The sequence below is a fragment of the Pseudolactococcus raffinolactis NBRC 100932 genome (genome assembly GCF_001591765.1).
In the GTDB taxonomy this organism is placed as follows: Bacteria; Bacillota; Bacilli; order Lactobacillales; family Streptococcaceae; genus Pseudolactococcus; species Pseudolactococcus raffinolactis.
This window is the reverse complement of record NZ_BCVN01000013.1, coordinates 1-20,173: the sequence shown is the minus strand read 5'-3', so window position 1 is coordinate 20,173 and position 20,173 is coordinate 1. Positions and strand designations below refer to the sequence as shown.

The 20,173-nt window shown below is 39.9% G+C and carries 20 protein-coding genes; 19 read left to right on the top strand and 1 reads right to left on the bottom strand.

Going from position 1 to position 20,173, the window contains the following annotated elements:
• The first annotated feature begins 14 nt into the window (after positions 1 to 14).
• From LRA01S_RS05535 to LRA01S_RS05465, 15 genes are all read left to right on the top strand, one after another.
• The gene (locus LRA01S_RS05535; RefSeq protein ID WP_061774620.1) at positions 15 to 845 is read left to right on the top strand and encodes a lactate/malate family dehydrogenase; all 831 of its coding nucleotides are present in this window, start codon (positions 15 to 17) and stop codon (positions 843 to 845) included.
• A 112-nt stretch (positions 846 to 957) separates the two neighbouring features.
• The gene (locus tag LRA01S_RS05530; protein WP_061774619.1) at positions 958 to 1,800 is read left to right on the top strand and encodes a MetQ/NlpA family ABC transporter substrate-binding protein; all 843 of its coding nucleotides are present in this window, start codon (positions 958 to 960) and stop codon (positions 1,798 to 1,800) included.
• 134 nt (positions 1,801 to 1,934) lie between these two features.
• The gene (locus tag LRA01S_RS05525) at positions 1,935 to 2,978 is read left to right on the top strand and encodes a methionine ABC transporter ATP-binding protein (protein ID WP_061774644.1); all 1,044 of its coding nucleotides are present in this window, start codon (positions 1,935 to 1,937) and stop codon (positions 2,976 to 2,978) included.
• Positions 2,975 to 3,652, top strand: a complete 678-nt coding sequence (locus LRA01S_RS05520) for a methionine ABC transporter permease (protein ID WP_061774618.1) — start codon at positions 2,975 to 2,977, stop codon at positions 3,650 to 3,652. Before LRA01S_RS05525 ends, LRA01S_RS05520 begins: the two co-directional genes overlap by 4 nt.
• Positions 3,653 to 3,702: 50 nt before the next feature.
• On the top strand, positions 3,703 to 4,146 hold the full coding sequence (gene msrB, locus LRA01S_RS05515) for a peptide-methionine (R)-S-oxide reductase MsrB (protein WP_061774617.1): 444 nt from the start codon (positions 3,703 to 3,705) through the stop codon (positions 4,144 to 4,146).
• A 149-nt stretch (positions 4,147 to 4,295) separates the two neighbouring features.
• Positions 4,296 to 4,577, top strand: a complete 282-nt coding sequence (locus tag LRA01S_RS05510; protein ID WP_061774616.1) for a helix-turn-helix transcriptional regulator — start codon at positions 4,296 to 4,298, stop codon at positions 4,575 to 4,577.
• Between the two features lie 25 nt (positions 4,578 to 4,602).
• On the top strand, positions 4,603 to 4,983 hold the full coding sequence (locus LRA01S_RS05505) for an MmcQ/YjbR family DNA-binding protein (protein ID WP_061774615.1): 381 nt from the start codon (positions 4,603 to 4,605) through the stop codon (positions 4,981 to 4,983).
• Positions 4,984 to 5,065: 82 nt separating this feature from the next.
• Positions 5,066 to 5,971 (top strand): LysR family transcriptional regulator, encoded by a 906-nt coding sequence (locus LRA01S_RS05500; RefSeq protein ID WP_061774614.1) that lies wholly within the window; start codon positions 5,066 to 5,068, stop codon positions 5,969 to 5,971.
• Positions 5,972 to 6,181: 210 nt separating this feature from the next.
• On the top strand, positions 6,182 to 6,877 hold the full coding sequence (locus LRA01S_RS05495) for a phosphoglycerate mutase (protein ID WP_061774613.1): 696 nt from the start codon (positions 6,182 to 6,184) through the stop codon (positions 6,875 to 6,877).
• Between the two features lie 147 nt (positions 6,878 to 7,024).
• A complete protein-coding gene (locus LRA01S_RS05490; protein WP_061774612.1) occupies positions 7,025 to 9,139 on the top strand; it encodes a penicillin-binding transpeptidase domain-containing protein in 2,115 nt (704 codons plus the stop codon).
• 24 nt (positions 9,140 to 9,163) lie between these two features.
• A complete protein-coding gene (gene recR, locus LRA01S_RS05485; protein WP_031366547.1) occupies positions 9,164 to 9,763 on the top strand; it encodes a recombination mediator RecR in 600 nt (199 codons plus the stop codon).
• Positions 9,764 to 10,037: 274 nt separating this feature from the next.
• Complete coding sequence (locus LRA01S_RS05480) at positions 10,038 to 11,087, top strand: D-alanine--D-alanine ligase (RefSeq protein WP_061774611.1); 1,050 nt, start codon at positions 10,038 to 10,040, stop codon at positions 11,085 to 11,087.
• A gap of 56 nt (positions 11,088 to 11,143) precedes the next feature.
• Entirely contained in the window at positions 11,144 to 11,884 is a 741-nt protein-coding gene (locus tag LRA01S_RS05475) for a MurR/RpiR family transcriptional regulator (RefSeq protein ID WP_061774610.1), read from the top strand.
• Positions 11,885 to 12,384: 500 nt separating this feature from the next.
• Positions 12,385 to 13,830 (top strand): PTS sugar transporter subunit IIC, encoded by a 1,446-nt coding sequence (locus LRA01S_RS05470; protein ID WP_061774609.1) that lies wholly within the window; start codon positions 12,385 to 12,387, stop codon positions 13,828 to 13,830.
• 129 nt (positions 13,831 to 13,959) lie between these two features.
• Positions 13,960 to 15,417 (top strand): glycoside hydrolase family 1 protein, encoded by a 1,458-nt coding sequence (locus LRA01S_RS05465; protein ID WP_061774608.1) that lies wholly within the window; start codon positions 13,960 to 13,962, stop codon positions 15,415 to 15,417.
• A gap of 164 nt (positions 15,418 to 15,581) precedes the next feature.
• On the opposite strand, the gene LRA01S_RS05460 is transcribed toward LRA01S_RS05465, so the two are convergent.
• Entirely contained in the window at positions 15,582 to 16,532 is a 951-nt protein-coding gene (locus LRA01S_RS05460) for a phosphatase PAP2 family protein (RefSeq protein ID WP_061774607.1), read from the bottom strand.
• A 297-nt stretch (positions 16,533 to 16,829) separates the two neighbouring features.
• Between LRA01S_RS05460 and LRA01S_RS05455 the strand changes: the two genes are divergently transcribed.
• The 4 genes from LRA01S_RS05455 (at position 16,830) to LRA01S_RS05440 (ending at position 19,985) form a co-directional block, all read left to right on the top strand.
• Entirely contained in the window at positions 16,830 to 17,159 is a 330-nt protein-coding gene (locus tag LRA01S_RS05455; RefSeq protein WP_061774606.1) for a hypothetical protein, read from the top strand.
• Between the two features lie 78 nt (positions 17,160 to 17,237).
• The gene (locus LRA01S_RS05450; RefSeq protein WP_061774605.1) at positions 17,238 to 17,918 is read left to right on the top strand and encodes a hypothetical protein; all 681 of its coding nucleotides are present in this window, start codon (positions 17,238 to 17,240) and stop codon (positions 17,916 to 17,918) included.
• 1 nt (position 17,919) lies between these two features.
• Complete coding sequence (locus tag LRA01S_RS05445; protein ID WP_061774604.1) at positions 17,920 to 18,543, top strand: ATP-binding cassette domain-containing protein; 624 nt, start codon at positions 17,920 to 17,922, stop codon at positions 18,541 to 18,543.
• An 86-nt stretch (positions 18,544 to 18,629) separates the two neighbouring features.
• Entirely contained in the window at positions 18,630 to 19,985 is a 1,356-nt protein-coding gene (locus LRA01S_RS05440) for a UDP-N-acetylmuramoyl-tripeptide--D-alanyl-D-alanine ligase (protein WP_061774603.1), read from the top strand.
• Positions 19,986 to 20,173 lie beyond the last annotated feature (188 nt).

The window sequence follows — 20,173 nt, the reverse complement described above, 5'->3', positions numbered from 1 at the left end:
AGTGGGGAAATAAGATGAAAATAGGCATTATCGGAATGGGTCATGTTGGCGCAACGCTAGCCTATACGCTTTGTTTGCAAGGGTTAGCTGAGACGCTAATCTTGATTGATACCAACGAAGCAAAGGTTCAGGCGGAGTATCTGGAGTTATCCGATGCGGTGAAAAATCTGGATCATGACGTTAAGCTAGTGAAAAATGACTATGCTGCACTTGTAGATGCAGCGCTCGTCGTTTTCTGTGCAGGAGATATTACCGTCTTGGAAACGGCAACAGATCGCCTGGCGGAATTGCGCGTGACCTCGAAGATTGTCGCGGCAATTGCCCCAAAATTACAGGCCTCTGGTTTTTCTGGCCTCGTCATCTCTATCACCAACCCCTGTGATGTGATCGCCCTCTACTTTGCTAATTTGACTGGCTTTGATAAAGCAAAGGTCATCGGAAGTGGGACTTTGATTGATACCAATCGTTTGAAGAACAGAGCAGGACGCGAAGATGTCCTGGTCATTGGCGAGCATGGGGAAAGCCAAGTTGCCCTCAATGTGACGCCTGATATTGAAAAACAAGCAACAGGCACAGGCTGGGAGATTTATGCAGCCAAACATCATACTGCTTTTGGCATTGCATCAAGCGTAGCCCGCATCATTCGTGTTTTAAAAACAGACACGAGAGAGTTGTTACCAGTTTCATCTTATGATGAAGTAGAAAACTGTTATTATGCGACATTAACAGAACTTACTTTGGAAAATGGTGTTGTGCAACGTGTTTTACCGTCATTAAATAACTTGGAAACCGACAGATTAACTCAGAGTATCCAAACCATAAAGAGAAATTATTTAGAGATTTGATATAGAAAAAATTGAAGTCTGTTATAAAAATTTGGTAAGACGAAGATGTCTAAGTTAGTGTTATACTAGTTTTAGTTAACTAATTGAATAACAAATTTTGGAGGAATGATACATGAAAAAATGGACAAAAGTATTGACAGGACTTGTCGCTGTCTTTGCAATAGGAACACTCGCAGCCTGTGGTGCGAAAAAAGATGGCGCAAGTAAAGATGGCGTCAAAACTTATGTTGTCGGTGTTGCAAGTGACCAACAAAAAGAAATCTGGGAAAAAGTCAGCGATTCATTGAAAGCTGATAAGATTAAAATTGACGTGAAATTATTTAGCGGTTATACAGAAGAAAACCCAGCGCTTGCAGATGGCTCACTTGACTTGAACAGCTTTCAACATGTGGCTTATTTGAACAACTACAATAAAGAAAACAAAAAAGATTTGACTTATATTGGTTATACTTTGATTTCACCATTTGGTCTATATTCTGAAAAACTTAAGGATCCAAAAGACTTGAAAGATGGCGATACAGTTGCCATTCCAAATGACCCAACAAATGGCGGTCGTGCACTTCAAGCGCTTGAAGCACTTGATATCATCAAACTCAAAAAAGATGCGCCTGATTCTCCTGAGGTGAAAGATATCGAGTCTTACAAGACTAAAATCGAGATCAAACCAATTCAAGCAGATCAATTGGTTGCAACATTGCCAGATGTGACAGCAGCTTTCATCAATACCAACTATGTGACAGACCAACTACACACAACGCCTAAAAAATCAGCCATCTATATTGATACTGACCACTTGGATAAAGTAAGTGATCTCTACAAAAATATCATCGCTGTTCGCAAAGAAGATAAAAACAAAGAAGACTTTAAGAAAATTGTCAAAGCTTATCAAACACCAGAAATTGCGAAATTGATTGAAAAAACAAACGATTACCCAGCTTGGGAAGGCGCAAAATAAAACGTGTAAAACTGTTACACCTTTAATGCTTAAGGCTTGAGTTTTATACTCAGGCTTTTTTGCTAGGTTATTAATAGGGAATCATCTATCAAAAAGGGCGACAGATTCACTCAGAAAATGGTAAAATAATGGATATGATAAATTTAAATGATATTAGTGTAAAATTCACACAAAAAGATCGTGAAGTTGTTGCGGTTGATAATGTCTCACTGAAAGTCGACAAAGGAGATATCTATGGAATTGTCGGTTATTCTGGTGCAGGGAAATCAACACTTGTTCGGGTGATCAACCTACTCCAAAAGCCAACGCATGGCGAGGTGAGCATCGAGGGTAAAAATCTTGTTGCCTTATCTAACCGTGCTTTACGGGAAGAACGAAAAAAGATTGGGATGATTTTCCAACATTTCAATTTGATGGCATCACGGACGATTGCTGATAACGTTGCCTTTCCTTTAAAAGGGTCAGGCTTAACGAAACAAGAAATTGAAGTTAAAGTAGCTCACTTGTTGGCACTTGTTGGCATTTTAGATAAAAAAGATGCCTACCCAAGTCAATTATCAGGTGGTCAAAAGCAGCGTATGGCGATTGCTCGGGCGCTTGCAAATGACCCCAAAATTTTGCTTTGCGATGAAGCAACGTCTGCCCTAGATCCAAAGACAACGTTGTCGATCCTAGAGTTGCTCCAAGAAGTAAACCAAAAACTTGGCATCACCATTGTCATCATTACCCATGAAATGCAAGTGGTGAAGGAAATTTGTAATAAAGTGGCAGTCATGGAAAATGGTCGTGTCATTGAACGTGGTGATGTGATTGATATTTTCAATGAACCTAAAGCTGATTTAACACGTGATTTCATCAGAACGGCGACGCATGTTGAGCAAGCTGAGAAAAAACTTCTGGCGCATACGGATCAACCTGTTTATGAGCTTAAATTTTCAAATGCGACGGAACCGGTTATTATCGAACTTTACAAGCGTTTTGCGGTAACTGCTGATATACTCTATGGCAATATTGAATTTTTGCAAAATGTACCGATTGGAACGATGATTGTGACGCTGGAAGGCGATAATGGTAGTGAGCCAGATCTTGAGGATATTACTGCCTACCTAGCAGAACGACAAGTGCGAATTTCTGAAATCAAACGCACAGAAGTAAAAGAAACAGAGGTGCCAAAATGATCAATCAACTTTTTCCAAATGCAGCTGAGTTGTGGCCTGATTTTTGGACAGCAACGCTTGAAACACTTCAAATGACCTTTGTTACAGGAATCATTGCCGGTATTCTGGGATTGATTTTAGGTGTGATTTTATTGATGACTGATGAGGATGGTTTGACGCCGCAACGTTTGATTTATTCGATTCTTGATAAGCTTGTGAATATTGGCCGGTCCATTCCTTTTATCATTTTACTGGCTGTAATTATGCCAGTGACACGTTTTATCGTTGGAACGTCAGTTGGGACAGCGGCCGTTACAGTACCATTGGTACTTGGTACGATTCCGTTTTTTGCCCGTCAGATTCAAAACGCCTTGCTCGAAGTTGACCCAGGTGTGGTCGAAGCTGCGCGTGCCATGGGTGTCGGAAATTTTGGCATTATATACCGTGTTTACTTAAAAGAAGGCCTCGTCTCAATTATTCGAGCATCTAGCTTTACGGTGATCAACCTCATCGGCTTAACTGCCATGGCTGGTACAGTCGGCGGTGGTGGACTAGGTTCTATGGCCTTGCAACAAGGTTACCAGCGGGGGCGTGGCGATATCACTTTCTTATCACTCGTCTTTGTTTTGGTGATTGTTTTCATCAGCCAAGTCCTAGGTAATTTGGCAGTAAAAGCCGCCTCTAAAGGCCGTTAATTTTTATACGAATTTAAATTGAAGTGACATCGTAGAAAAGGGGTATCAATATGTCAAAATACGATCAAAAAGAACTCAAGAAACGCTTAACACAAGAGGAATACGCTGTCACACAGGAGTCCGCAACTGAACGTGCGTTTACTGGCAAGTATGATGATTGGTGGCAGGATGGTATCTTTGTTGATGTCGTTTCGGGCAAACCCTTGTTCTCATCAACAGATAAATATGATGCTGGCTGTGGCTGGCCTGCTTTTACTCAACCAATTGATGCCTTAGAAATCATAGAAAAACTAGATCGTTCTATTATCGGAATGCCTAGAACAGAAGTTAGATCTGCTGATGCAGATTCACATCTTGGGCATGTCTTTGAAGATGGCCCTAAAGAGGCTGGTGGCTTGCGCTATTGTATTAACTCTGCAGCACTTCGTTTCATTCCGAAATCAGAACTGGTTCAAGAAGGTTATCCAGAGTATCTAGCTTTATTTGAACATTAATCAGGCTAGTGCCTGAAATATCTATTTTTTGATAGCTTTACTAAATGAAACTGAATTTCTTGTCAAAAACATGAATTTATACTACAATGAAAATATGTAAAGGTCGTTTGACAAGACACATCGAAAAATAGATTTAAGAAGGAGGTTCCATGGAGAATAATATCAAGAAATTGCGCAAGGCGATGAAATTTTCTCAGGAAGACTTGGCGCGTTTGACGCACTCTACTCGGCAGTCAATTAATGCAGTGGAAAATAATAAATATGATCCATCTCTAGATTTGGCATTTAAAATTGCCAAAGCTTTAAATGTTGAAGTGGATGAGATTTTCATCAAGAAAACCAAGTCTGACGAAGCAGATTTTGAACTCTGGTGTGAAAAATATAGCTGTGAGCTATGGCAAAATCAGAAACAAAAAACCCCTACTTCGTAAAATAAGGTGAAGGGAATTTGGTAAGATGAAAGAAACTGATATTTGTACTTATGCGGAGACGTTTTCGTCGGCTCATACAGATTTTAAAGCAGAGTGGGGTGCGACGCGTTTATTACTAGATGATAAAATGTTTGGGATGTTAGGACAAGATAAGTCTGGCAAACGAATATTAACCGTTAAATTAAAACCAGAGGATGGTGAATTGTTAAGGGAACAATATGCTGAAATCGTACCAGGCTATTATATGAATAAAGTGCATTGGAACTCGATTGACCTAGCTGGTCAAGTGTCCGATGAGACGATCAAAACCATGATCCAAAAATCTTACCAACTGATTTTACAGGCAATGACAAAGAAGAGACAAAGAGAAATCGCTGAACTAGCATCAGATACAACTACTAGCTAATGCCTTTGATACATCAGATTCGTCAGATAAATATGAAAAAAAAGTGTATAATGTATGTTATACACTTTTTATTGGAGTAAAAATGAACATTAAGCAATTAAGATATGTCGTCGCAATCGCTAATACGGGTACCTTTCGAGAAGCCAGTGAACAGCTCTATGTCAGCCAACCATCAATGTCTATCGCTGTTAAGGATCTTGAAACTGAATTGGGCTTCAAGATTTTTGAGCGCTTGAATACAGGAGTTAGTTTGACGATTTCTGGTGAGCGTTTTTATGAACAAGCTCAAAGTGTGCTACGTGATTTTGATACCTTTGAAGCCAAGTATCTAGCACCAACAACCATGCAACACAGTTTTTCTGTTGCCAGTCAGCATTATGATTTTTTGGCACCCGTCTCTGTCGAGTTTTCTGAAAAAAATCCAGAGATCAAAAACATTCGACTTTTTGAATCAACAACTTATAATATCTTAAGTGAGGTCTCAGATGGCCTGTCCGATGTTGGGATTGCTTACTTAAATAATCACAATCGCCTAGGCATTACACGGATGTTAGATAAGCTGGATCTTGAGTTTGAAGAGTTGATGACCTTTAAAACGCACATCTATCTCCGGCAATCTCATCCCTTAGCAACTAAAGATTTTGTGACTAATGATGACTTGAGACATTTAAGTCGTGCGCGATTTACGCAAGAAAATGAACAGTTTCTCTACTACTCAGAAGATTTGGTTGAAACCTTTGAAAATACAAAGATCTTTAATGTAACAGATCGTGCGTCGCTCAATGGTATTTTGGAACGTACAGATGCCTATGCTACAGGTTCTGGCTTTATTGATAAAGAAAGTGTCCACGGTATCCGAGTTATTCCATTAGAAGATGGTAATGCCAACACACTGATTTTTATCAAGAAAAAAGGTCAGCTTTTGTCAGAAGTTGCCAAATCATATAAGCGCAGTCTTGAAAATTATTTTGAACAGAATAAGTTTTGAGATAGAAGTTGAAAAAATCATGAAAATGCACTTAAAAATAGTGGTAAATCACACAAAAATAGTGTAAAATAATAGGGTATTGTTTTAAAATAATTTGAATTTTAGTTTGCTGTAGCTGCTTTGTATTGAGACGTCTTATCGTCAGATCAGTACAATTTGGTAGAGCCCTACAGGACTAAAACTCAAAATCTTACAGGAGAAATTAAAAACATGGTAAAATTAGTATTCGCACGCCACGGCTTGTCTGAATGGAACGAAAAGAACCTCTTTACTGGTTGGGCTGACGTAGATCTTGCTGAGCAAGGTGTTGCAGAAGCTAAAAAAGCTGGTGAATTGATTAAAAATGCTGGTATCGAATTCGATATCGCTTTCACGTCAGTTCTTAAACGTGCAATCAAAACAACTAACTATGTCCTTGAATATTCTGATCAACTTTGGGTACCAGTTGAAAAATCTTGGCGTTTGAACGAGCGCCACTACGGTGCTTTGACAGGTCTTAACAAAGCTGATGCAGCTGTTCAATATGGTGATGATCAAGTCCTTATCTGGCGTCGTTCATACAACGTGAGCCCAGATCCAATGGCGCATGATGCTGAATTCACATCACACGGTGACCGTCGTTATTCACATCTTGAAGATTCAATCGTGCCAGATGCTGAAAACCTTGAGTTGACACTTGAACGTGCTTTGCCTTTCTGGGAAGACAAAATTGCACCAGCACTTAAAGACGGCAAAAACGTTTTCGTTGGTGCACACGGTAACTCAATCCGTGCCCTTGTAAAACATATCAACAAAATGAGCGCTGAAGAAATCTTGAAATTCGAAATTCCAAACTTCCCACCATTGGTATTCGAATTCGACGATAACTTGAATAAAACAGCTCAATACTATTTAGAAGACAAATAATTATTCTAAAAACACGGTATAAATGCTGTGTTTTTTTTGATTTAAATAAGGCTAGTCTCATGCTGCAACTTAAGTAAATATTAGCTCTCAACTTTTAACAAGGTTGGCAGTTTTTTTTTAGGCAAAAGTATCGTATAATGGTAAGTAATGAAATCGAAAAATAGTAGTTCAAAAAATAAATCTCCTAAAGTCTTAGAGAATCCATCAAAAGCCATTTTAAAACGTGTCAATGTCTTGTTTTTCTTTATTTTTGCCTTGTTCTTGATTCTAGTCGGCAGGCTTTATCACATGCAAATTGCAAATAAAAGCTTTTATGATAAAAAATTAGCGACATCAGGTTCTTTGTCAACAGTTACTGAAGGCACAGCGCGCGGCCAAATTTATGATGCTCAGGGTCTACCTTTGGTATCTAACCAGGCGGTACAGACCATTAATTTTGCGCGCAGTAATACGATGACAGCTGAAGAGATGCGCCAAGTGGCGATTAAACTTGTCAGTGTGATTCCAGAATCTGTCAAGACTGATACCTTAACTGAGCGCGATAAAAAGGATTTTTTCTTAGCTGATCATGAGAATTTAGCCAAGGTCCAAGAACGCCTGTCTGCCAAAGAACGCATCAATTCGAAAACGGGTGAGAAATTATCTGAAGGTGATCTCTATGCCAAATACGTCAAAAAAGTGACGGATGAAGAGATTACCTATGATGCGGATACAGAATTAGCTGCCAAGCTTTACAAACGGATGAATGCCACGTCTAATTTTGCAACGACAATTATTGCCTCAGGAAATTTCACCGCTGAGCAACAGGCGACCATTGCCGAAAATGAACGTTCATTTAAAGGGATTTCTGTCGGTACGACTTGGGAACGTGAGTACGTTGCCTCGCCTTTGACCAGTATTTTAGGGACAGTGACCAGTGAAAAAACGGGTATTCCTGCAGAAGATCTTGATGACTACCTGAAAAAAGGCTATTCCCGTAATGACCGTGTTGGCACCTCTTATCTGGAAAAAGGCTATGAAGATGAGCTTCATGGTAGCAATGCGGTCAAACAAGTGATGGTCGATAAAAATGGTAAAGTGACTGGTGAGAAAGTCCTGAAACCAGGTGAAAAAGGTAAGAACTTGAAATTGACCATTGACTCAAAATTTCAGCAAGGTGTGCAGGATATTTTGAGGAATAACTTTGCGGCACTCCAAGCCGAAGGCTTTGGTGGTCATTCAGAAGGAGCTTACGCCGTTGTTATGAATCCAACCACAGGTGCCATTTATGCTCTTGGTGGGATTAACTATGATCTCAAAACGGGTGCAATAACAGATGATGCATTGGGGACGATTCAAAACGTCTTCATCCCAGGGTCTGTGGTCAAAATGGGGACGATTGCAGCTGGTTGGCAAAATGGTGTATTATCTGGCAACCAAGTTTTGAATGATCAACCGATTCAAATTCTAGGCTCACAAGTCAAGCAGTCTTGGTTTACGAATGGTATGTCAACGCCAATTTCTGCTGTTCAGGCCTTGGAATATTCATCCAATACCTATATGATTCAGACTGCTTTAGATGTTATGGGACAACCTTACCATCCAAATATGACAATCTACACCTCAAAACTTGAGGATTCCTTTAAAAAATTCCGTAAAACCTATGGGGAGTTTGGTCTAGGCGTTATGACCGGGCTAGATATTCCTGGTGAAGTTCCAGGTTTTAAAGGTGAAGACGAAACGGCAGCCAACTACTTGGATGAAAGTTTCGGTCAGTATGATAACTATACACCCTTGCAGTTGGCTCAATATGCCGCAACCATTGCCAATGATGGTAAACGTGTTGCACCGTATTTGGTGGAAGGCATCTATGATAGTAATACAGATGGTTCTCTAGGTGGACTCACTAAATCGATTGAGACTAAGTCTCTCAATACTGTAGATATTTCATTAGAGAATGTAAGCTTGCTCCAACAAGGGATGTATCAAGTAACACATGGCGGTAGCATGGCCACAGGTAAAGATATTATGGTCAATGCGAGTGTTAACATTAATGCGAAAACCGGAACATCAGAGACGTATAAACTCGATGCCAATGGCAACCAAATTTATCTGTCAGTAAATAATGTCGTGGCTTATGCACCATCTGAAAACCCACAAATCGCGATTGGTGTTATGGTACCGGATACGGTTATTAAACCAGACGGCACAACAACGCATGCCAATCAGAATATCACAAGAGATATTGTTAATCTCTATCATTCAATGTACGGTTTTAAATAAACCTTTAAAATGAAAGGCTCAAATATGGCTTATTATCCAGAACCAATTGCCAAGCTGATCGAGTCTTATGCAAAATTACCCGGAATTGGTCAAAAAACGGCAACACGACTTGCCTTTTATACGATTGGCATGTCGGATGATGATGTCAATCAGTTTGCGGCTAATCTTTTGTCGGCTAAACGAGATCTCCATTTCTGTAGTATCTGCGGGAATCTGACGGATGCGGATCCTTGTAATATCTGTAGTGATGAATCGCGCGATCGAACGACCATCTTTGTGGTTGAGGAATCAAAGGATGTCCTTGCGATGGAGAAGATCCGAGAATATAACGGTCTCTACCATGTCCTTCATGGGACAATCAGTCCCATGAATGGTGTCAGCCCAGATGATATCAATGTTAAAACCTTAATTACCAGATTGATGGATAGTCAGGTCGCTGAGGTGATTATCGCCACCAATGCGACAAGTGATGGAGAAGCGACTGCCATGTATTTGGCACGGATCATCAAGCCTGCTGGGATTAAGGTGACGCGTCTAGCACGTGGTCTTGCTGTTGGCAGTGATATCGAATATGCTGATGAAGTCACGCTCAGTAAGGCTGTCGAAAATCGGCAGGAAATCTAAAAACAAAATCGATATAAAAACGTGGATGGAACAAAAGTTCTCAGTCACTAAATAAAAAAAGCAAACGGTTTGCTTTTTTTATTTTTCATACTGTTCTTTTTGCCACAATGTTTAACATACTGTCTTTATCATATCAGGATGATCACCTATAAAATTATGCTACTCTGTCATCATCGTTCTGACATTTTCAGCGCATTAATCTCAAATTTTTATTAAATCGCACCATCGCTTTTGTGATATAATAAATTTGACTACATTATTTCAAGGAGACAAGATGTCAAAACAAAGTTTGATTTTATTATATGGCGGTCGTAGTGCTGAGCGTGAGGTATCGGTTTTATCAGCGGAGAGTGTAATGTTTGCGGTCAACTACGATAAGTTTGTAGTGAAGACGTTTTTCATCACGCAAACGGGTGAGTTTGTCAAAACGCAAGTTTTCACTGAGATGCCTGCTCAGGGAACGAAGTTGATGACTAACGCAACGATTGTTGCGGCTGATATCGTATCACCTGCCAGTATTTATGAAACGGGAGCGGTTGTCTTTCCTGTCCTCCACGGTCCTATGGGAGAAGATGGATCAATCCAAGGGTTTATTGAGGTGCTCAAAATGCCTTATGTGGGGCCGAACATCACTTCAGCGAGTGTGACCATGGATAAAATCATGGCCAAACATGTCTTTGAGTCTGTCGGTGTACCACAAGTACCGTATGTTGCCTTAACGGATTTAGCTGAACTTGACGCTAAAATTGCCGCAGTGACTGAGACTTTGACTTATCCAGTCTTCGTTAAACCGGCCAATATGGGGTCGTCTGTCGGCATCTCCAAGGTCGCGTCAGAATCTGACTTACGTTCTGCCATAGAAGCAGCACTAAAATTCGACAGCCGCATTCTCATCGAGCAAGGACTTGATGCGCGTGAAATCGAAGTGGCAGTGCTCGGGAATTCTGATGTAATGACGACCTTGCCGGGTGAAGTCGTTAAAGATGTGGCCTTTTATGATTACAATGCCAAATATATCGACAATCAGATTACCATGGCGATTCCTGCTAGTATTCCTGAAGAAACCATGGTTGCGATGCGAAAGTACGCGGAGATCGCCTACCGAGCAGTTGCTGGGATGGGCCTGTCACGCTGTGACTTCTTCATGACGGCTGATCAACAGATTTACCTCAATGAAATTAATGCCATTCCAGGTTTCACGCAGTTCTCGATGTACCCCCTCTTGTGGGAAAACATGGGCTTAGCTTACTCTGATCTGATTGAAAAATTGGTCGCCTTAGCGCTTGAAGCCTTTGACATTCGGGAGAGTAAGCTGGCCGATTAAGCGGATTTTAGACGATGTCTTATATGTCCCTATAAGAAAGAGCGAAAGGACATATCATGTTTGATATTGAAAAAATTAAGAAACTTAACGAGACAGAATTTCAAATTTACAATTTTTTGATGGACCATGTGGCTGAAGTCAGCAAGATGACGATTCGGGAATTGGCTCAAATGACGCACGTGTCAGCAGCAACCATCGTTAGATTTTGTCGGCATCTGGGATTTGCGGGTTTTTCAGAACTCAAATTCCACATGACGCAGGCTGATCACTATGAACCCTCTTTGGAGAGCTATTATGCTAATTTTTTGGAGCTTAATTCCTTTTTGAAAGGCTTGACGGGTGAGGCCTTTCAGAAAAAATTAGCGCAAGCATGTCAGATGATTGAGGACTGTGCCTATACAGTATTTATGGGAGCTGGCACCAGTGGCGCTTTGACCAAGTATGGTTATCGGTATTTTAATAGCGTTGGTATTCAGGCAATCGCCATTACGGACCCTTATTTTCCTATTGTGGATGGTGCCTATCAAAATGCCTGCCTCATTGTTTTATCTGTTACAGGTGAGAATAAAGGTATTATGGAACGAGTACTGCAGTTTAAGCAAAATGGTGTGAAAATTATTTCGATTACAAATGATGAAAACGCGACGATTTCAAAGTTGTCAGACTTAAATTTTTCCTACTATATGATTGACGAGTATGCTAGTAACAAGTCGATTAACAAGTTAATCTTGACGACACAGTTACCTGTTTTAGCATTGATTGAAATTTTGGCGCATCATGTGCGGGTGGCACAATAATTATTTTAGACTAGATAGATAAACGATAACAAACCTTAGGGAATGTGAATTTCAAGGGTGTGATCGTTTTTTTATGTGCTTTTTGAAATGTTGTCGATTTCTAGTAAAAACAGTGACAATTATCGACATCGTTAATCAAGTTCTAGAGGGGAGTAACCATTTTGTTTCAACTTATGTAACAAGTTTCTTCATGGTTAAAAACTATATCATTTTGTCATCGTCTAGTTTATACTAGGAACAAGTAAGCGCTTACTGTCATATTTTTTAGAATTTCCTGTAGGAGATGATGGTTCACGTCTAAGACCATTTGATGATGGTATTTTCTTTTGCTGATTTTGAGAAAGCAATCATTGAATCGTACAAAATGATTAAAGGTTTAAAACGGTAGTGGTTAAGGCAGAGCTGCCAAATACTTCTAGTTTTTTCTTTGAAAACGATGACTACTCGTTCATTTTTAAATGTAAAGCAAGTCAGTTGATGAAATAAAAGGAGAATAGTTTATGAATGCATTACAATATTGGTTGGAGAAGCATCTCGTTCCAGTCGCGGCAAAAATCGGTTCGCAAAAACATTTAGTTGCTCTACGTGACTCATTCGTTGGTATGATGCCAGCGACGATGGTGGGGGCGATGGCAACATTAGTATCGGTTCTGATTGGCACAGTACCGGCTGCAGTCCAACAATTTGTGCAACGTGGCGCATCTGACGGCTCATGGACACTTTCACATACACCAGTCTTTGAACAACTTGCTGGCATCTCGAATGTCGTCAGTCAGGGAACTTTAACAGTTATCGGTCTTATTTTTGCCTTTTCATGGGGTTACAACCTTTCAAAAGCGTACAAAGTCAATGAACTTGCTGGTGGGATCGTTGGGGTTGCCGCATTAATTTCAGGTCTGCCCAATATTCTGTCGTTAGCAACTGCGGGTCTTTCTGAAAAAGCGATGACAACAGTTAACAATAATATTGCAGCACAAGGTATTGCAACATGGAAAATGGGCATTTCAGTCGCTCATATGGATTCAGGCGCCTACTTTGCGGTCATCCTTATGGGCGGGCTTGGTGTCGTTATTTACGCCAAACTCATGCTTGCTGATATCACAATTAAAATGCCTGATTCAGTACCACCAGCAGTATCTAAAGCTTTCTTGGCTATCGTCCCAACAATTGTTTCAGTTTATGCTGTCTCAATCATTTACTACTTTATCAAAGTCTGGACTGGAAACGATATGATCTTCTTGATCAGCAAATATATCGCTGAACCATTCCAAGCCTTATCACAATCACTTGTTTCAGTATTAATTGTTACCTTCTTTGTCTCACTCTTCTGGTTCTTTGGTATTCATGGTACAAATGTACTAGGCCCTGTACTTGATAGTATCTGGGGACCACTTCAACTTGCCAATATGGAAGTTTACAATAAAGTTGGCTTACAAGGTGTTAATGACCTTGTGGCTAAAGGTGCAATCGATAAAGCACATGCGATCGACGGAAATTTCCTGACGCTTTGGGTACGCGGGTCATGGGATGCTTATTCAAGTTTCGGTGGAACGTGTGGTACTTTGTCATTGATCGTTGCCATCCTTTGGTTCTCTAAACGTGACGACTATAAAACAGTTGCCAAACTATCTGTTGCACCAGGTATCTTCAATATCAATGAACCTGTTATGTTCGGGATGCCATTGGTCTTAAATTCACTTTTCTTCATTCCAATTTTATTAGCACCAATGGTGTCAGTAACGATCGGATATGTTGCGACAGTCTTACACTTGGTTTCACCAGTTGTCTTGTCAGTGCCATGGGTAACACCACCATTTCTTAATGCTTTCATGGCGACAGGTTTTGACTGGCGTGCGATTCTTGTAACAGCTGTCTCATTTGCAGCAACATTCGCCATTTGGTTCCCATTTGTCGTTGCAGCAAACAGCTTAAAAGAAGAAGTTTAAGCGTCACGATTCTCAATTGAATCATAATAGGATACAACACATTGAAAGCTACAGAAAAAGTCATGAAATCATTGACTTTTTCTTTAAATCACTATATCTCTAAATTGCAAAGCATGTCGAAGGAGTTACATGGAACATAAAAATTTAGCCACATTTCCCAAAGACTTTCTTTGGGGAAGTGCATCAGCAGCCTATCAAGTAGAGGGCGCTTACGATGAAGACGGGAAAGGCTTATCAGTCTGGGATGATTTTGTTCGCATCCCAGGCAAGACTTTTAAAGGCACCAATGGCGATGTTGCCGTTGACCATTACCACCGTTATCAAGAAGACGTCAAGCTCATGGCTGAAATGGGCATGAAAGCTTATCGTTTTTCGATCGCTTGGACACGTATTTTTCCAAACGGCACAGGCCAAGTCAATGAAGCAGGTCTGAAATTCTACAGCGATTTGATTGACGATCTATTAGCCAATGGCATTGAACCCTTGGTGACCATTTATCATTGGGATCTCCCGCAAGCCCTTCAGGACGCCTATGGTGGCTGGGAATCACGTCAAATCATTCCAGATTTTGTGAACTATGCTGAGACTTTGTTTAAAGCCTATGGTGATCGCGTGAAGTATTGGGTGTCATTGAATGAGCAAAATATTTTTACGCATATGGGGTGGCAAATCGCCACACATCCACCTGGTAAAAAGGATCCGAAACTCTTTTATCAAGTCAACCACCATGCGAATTTAGCTAATGCGGCAGTCATTAATAAATTCCATGACATGAATATTGCTGGTAAAATTGGCCCATCATTTGCCTACTCACCACAGTATGCTTTTGATTCAAATCCTTTAAATGTTTTGGCAGCAGAAAACGCTGAAGAAATGGGCGCACACTTCTGGATGGACGTTTATGCCTACGGTGAATACCCAATCGTTGCTTGGAATTACTTGAAAGCAAGAGGTCTGGCGCCTAAGTTTGCACCTGGTGATGCTGAATTACTCAAATCTGCCAAACCTGACTTTATGGGCTTGAACTACTATCAAAGCGGAACGAATACTTGGAACCCGATTGATGGTGGTGTTGAAAATAAAGACAGCTACCAAATGAACACGACAGGGAAAAAAGGGACGGCTAAAGCGTCAGGTATTCTTGGCCTACAAAAAAGCGTGACCAATCCTTTTCTTGAAACGACAAACTGGGACTGGGCCATTGACCCTGTGGGGTTAAGAATCGCCTTGCGCCGCATCGCCTCACGTTATCGCTTGCCAATTCTCATCACGGAAAATGGCTTAGGTGAATATGACAAACTAGAAGCCGGTCAAGTCCACGATGATTATCGTATCGACTTCTTGAGAAAACACGTCCTAGCCATCAAAGAAGCGATTTCTGACGGTGTCGACGTCATCGGTTACACCACTTGGAGCTATACAGACCTCCTAAGCTGGCTCAACGGCTACCAAAAACGCTACGGCTTTGTTTATGTCGACCAAGATGAAACGATGACAGGCTCATTGAAACGCATCCCGAAAGATTCTTACTACTGGTACAAAGACGTTATCGCAAGTAATGGTGATGATTTGAGTCTCTTGCAATAACCTTTTGCAAGGAATTCCTTACTAACAAGATAGACTCTTTTGATTGGTATCAAAAAGTGATTAAACGTAAATGGGAAGTATTGTCAAGAGCACAGAGTATCACGTCATGAAAATAAAAAACCATTGTCATTTTGGCAATGGTTTTTTTGATGATGATGTGTGTCTTAAGTTAAGAATTCGCCCATTAATTTTTCGTTCAAAAGGCGGGCAAGAACATAGATCACAAGAATAGAGATAAAAGAACCCATGGTGACATCACTTAGGAAATGGGCGCCGACTCTTACGCGAGATAAGGCCATTAATGAGCCAAATGCTACTGCAAAAATGAAAGTATTGCGGCGTTTAGTAGGACGTTGAGGTGAGACAAACAAAGGCAAAACAAGTGCCACCCAACCTTCCTGAGAATGTCCTGAAGGAAATGACTTATGGCCATTAACACCGTTGATTTGTAGCCAAGACGTAAAATTTGACCAAGTTTCATTCATCTCGTAAGGACGCATACGGCCCCAAAAAGCTTTCATACTATTGACCAAGGTATCAGATGCAAAGACAGCGACAATACCTGCTAACGCAACATAAGTCAGATGTTTCATTTCAATCTCGTCTTTTGTTGCAAGCCATTGATAACAAAGCGCACAGCCAATTGCAACTAATATAATGGTCAGGATAAATAGCGTCGGTATATACCAAGTTGGCAAAGTCACTTTACCGCCACCATCATTATTGGCTGCACCGATTGGCGCTTTATTTTTGATATTATTAAGTGAAGAAACAGTGTAAAACAATGCTATTTTAACAGCTTGCCAAGTTTCATAAATGCAGGCAACTAGCGCTAAAAACATGACAGAAAACTTGCCGAATATGTTAGTCTCAATTTTTTGAATGCGGTAAAAGAAAACTTGTGATGCCATAAAAATAACGATGCTTGGAAAAATAAGGCCATAGTTTTGAAAAATGGTGCCAAAAATAGATCCTTGATTCATGATGGTTTGTGAAATTGGTCGATCGAAAAATGCACCAATTAATAGAAGTAGGATAATAATGGTCAAAACAATTTGTTCTGGTTTAAAACCTTGTTGTGAAAGTTCATCAGTGCGTGTCTTATCAGTTGCCATTTGGCATTCTCCTTTTTGTCCTGGATCATTCGAATAGGTTAAGATGGCCGTCTTGTTTATAGTTTAACATGATTGAAAGAATAGTTATGTAAAAAATATGTATATTTTCTGTAAATTATTTAAAGTCATCTGAAAATCATAGATTATACTATTTCACAATTATTTAAAATGAGAAATATGAGAGAATAAAGCTAAACATAAATATTTTTTGGTATACTATGAAATATCTACATTCTTTACTTTAGGGAGATACGATGTAAGGGTGTTGCATTGACTGATTAGAAAAAGGAATATTGGATGATGACATTAGAATTTAAGAGTTTTATAGCTAATAAAAAGAATCTGATTGTTTGTGGTTTGATTGTTGTTGTGATTGCTATGTTTAATACTAATTTCAAGCGAGAGTTTCAATACCAAATAACTTTGGACTCACTAGAAAAAGACATCGGAAGACTTGAAATAGAGTTGAAAAATAATCCGAAAGATATGGCATTTCAAGCTTTTAATCAAAAGCAGTTAGCGATCATAAAAGCTGAAAAAAATGCTTTCGTTAACAAAGATTATCAAACGTATTGGGAAAAGAAGATTGAGCAAGTTGGTAATATTTCTGAAGACTTTAAGGAATAGAATCTGGATTTTTATCAAGCAGCGAAAGGTCAAAAAAAATATTATGACTATTTTAGGAAACATAAGTTAGCATTTCCAATGACTGCCGTTACTGTTGAGGGTGCGTTTGAAAAAATGAGTTTGACATTTGTTTCCTTCACATCTGTCGTGACCTTGTCTTTGCTAGTCATATTGTTTGGTGACTTTTTTGCCCAAAAATTTGAGACAGAAAAAATTCGCTATTATCGGTTGATTCGACAAGCAAAATCTCGCACACCTTTAAATCATCTGCTCATCCCTTTTCTAATCAGTTTAAGTTTTCTTCTCCTTACGATTATTGCCAATTATCTAGTACTAGGGATTACGAGTGGGAATTGGGGCAGTTTGATCTATCCTTACGGGCAACTCAGTCAAGTGGTAACGCCTTATTGGCAAGTTGACTTATGGGCATTAGGTTTTCTAGTTTTGACACTCCTTTTTATCATTACCCTTAGCCAACTGCTTGCCGTGATTTTCAAAAAAACGTTAGTTGTGGTAGGTATTGAGCTACTTTTAATTGTGGGCTATGATTTTCTCCATCAAAAAGACCTTTTTAAACCTTTTATCAAATTTTTGCCTTTTGAGTACTTGTTTGGGGTGAGCGTTGTTTTTCCAGATGAAAAATATTTATTTGGGACTAATAGTATGTTGATCGGTGCTGGCTACCTCTTGATTTGTAGCCTTATCTTCTACCTACTGACAAACCTTTTGTATCAAAAATGGCTATATAGGACAAAATAATATGACAGAAATGAAACTTTCCAACATCGTTGCCGGTAATTTAGAAAATCTGAGCTTTGACATCACTAGAAAAGGATTGTATGGTATCATTGGGCGCAATGGTGCAGGGAAATCGACGCTATTTACACTTATCAATGGTGAAATGAAGTTGAAATCTGGGAAAATATCAGGGTTTAATCGCAGTGCTTATGTACCAAATCTAGCTATTTTTGATGAAAATTTGACAGCACAAGACTACATCTTAACCTTGTCAAAAGATGAGCAAGAAAAAGCGACAGCAATGATTCAGGATTTTGCTGCAAACAGTTTTGTCAATAAAAAAATCAAAACCTATTCACTTGGCATGAAAGAAATTTTCGCTTTTATCATGACATTGTCTATATCAAGTGATTTAGTCATCGTCGATGAATTGATGAACGGGATGGATTATGGCATGCGAAAACTTGCTTTTGGCTACCTAAAATCAATCTCCCAAGAAAAAATTGTTTTGCTGACCAGCCACATCTTAGAAGAAGTGTATCAATATTCGGATAAAATCTATCTGTTAAACGCTTCTAAGTTGGCTGAAATGCCTAGTTTGGAAGTGGCAAAAGACATCATGCAAAAAAATAAAGCTTTTGTCTAGCAGGTTTATATTGACACGATAAATGTCGAGTAATCTCGGCATTTTTTTGATAAAATAATAGATATGAAAAAGAATCAGGTGCAATTATGAACTTAACCCTACATGAAGTAGCAAATGCCGTCAAGGCGCAAAACGACATCTCAAAATATGAGGATCATGTGCTTGGCAATATCGAGTTTGACAGCCGACTCATCCAGCCTGGCGACATTTTCCTGCCCCTAAAGGGGGCGCGTGATGGCCACGATTTTATCCCGACGGCTTTCGAAAATGGTGCTGTTGTGACGCTCTCAGAGCAAGAAGTGGCTGTTCCTCACATTTTAGTCGACAACACAGAGCAGGCTTTTCAAGATTTGGCTCGTTATTATCTGGCTAAAACTGCGGTCGACGTCATTGCGATCACCGGTAGCAACGGTAAGACGACGACCAAAGACATGACTGCGCAAATTCTTGCGACGACCTACAAAACTTACAAAACTCAGGGCAACTACAACAATGAAATTGGCCTGCCCTACACCGTTCTCCACATGCCCGACGACACTGAAAAACTGGTGCTCGAAATGGGGCAGGATCACATGGGCGACATCCACTTGTTATCTACCCTCGCCAAACCAAAACTGGCGGTCATCACGCTGATTGGCGAAAGTCACCTCGAGTTTTTCGGCACGCGTGAGAAAATCGCTGAAGGCAAGATGCAGATTATCGACGGCTTGGTCAATGGCGGTGAACTCATTGCACCAGCTGATAAAATTATCAACGCCTATTTACCTGAAAATCAGAAAATCACGCGCTTCGGTGCAGACGCAGATCTTCATTTGACAGCCCTTTATGAGCATAAAGACCACCTGAGCTTCACGGTTAATTTTCTAGATGAAACCTTGACAATCCCAGTACCTGGGAAATTTAATGCTACTAATGCTATGATTGCAGCCTATATCGGGACTTTAGAAGGGGTGTCACCCAAAAATATTAAGGTAGCGCTTGCTAGTCTCAACCTGACCAAAAATCGAGTAGAGTGGCTTAAAGCAAGCAATGGAGCAGATATTTTATCAGATGTCTACAATGCCAACCCAACAGCCATGCGACTGATTTTGGAAACTTTCCAAACGATTGAACGCAACCCTGAAGGTCGTAAAATTGCAGTCTTGGCAGATATGAAAGAACTGGGCGAGCAATCAGCCCGACTCCATGCGGCCATGATCACGGCACTCAATCCTGAAAAGTTGGATTTACTCTATCTTTATGGTCAAGATATGTTACCATTATCGCAGTTGGCTCAGGAAATTTTCCCGCCTGAAAGGGTTAAATATTTCCGAAAAGATGATGAAAAAGATGAACTTGAAAATCTGTCACAAGCCCTGCTTGATGACCTGAAACCAATGGATCAAATCTTGCTAAAAGGCAGTAACTCTATGCGTTTGGCAGAAGTTGTCAAAAAAATATAATATAAGTTATGCTAAAAATAAGAATAACTGCTATAAGACGATAAAGCTTTCTATTGCAAGACTTTGTCGTTTTTTTGTATCTTTAAGATAACAAATAATATCTTTTTGTTTGAAAAAAACTTTTAAAAAATAATAAAAAAATAGATCAAAAAAAGATGGCAAATTGCAAGTCCAAGTTAGCCACCCAA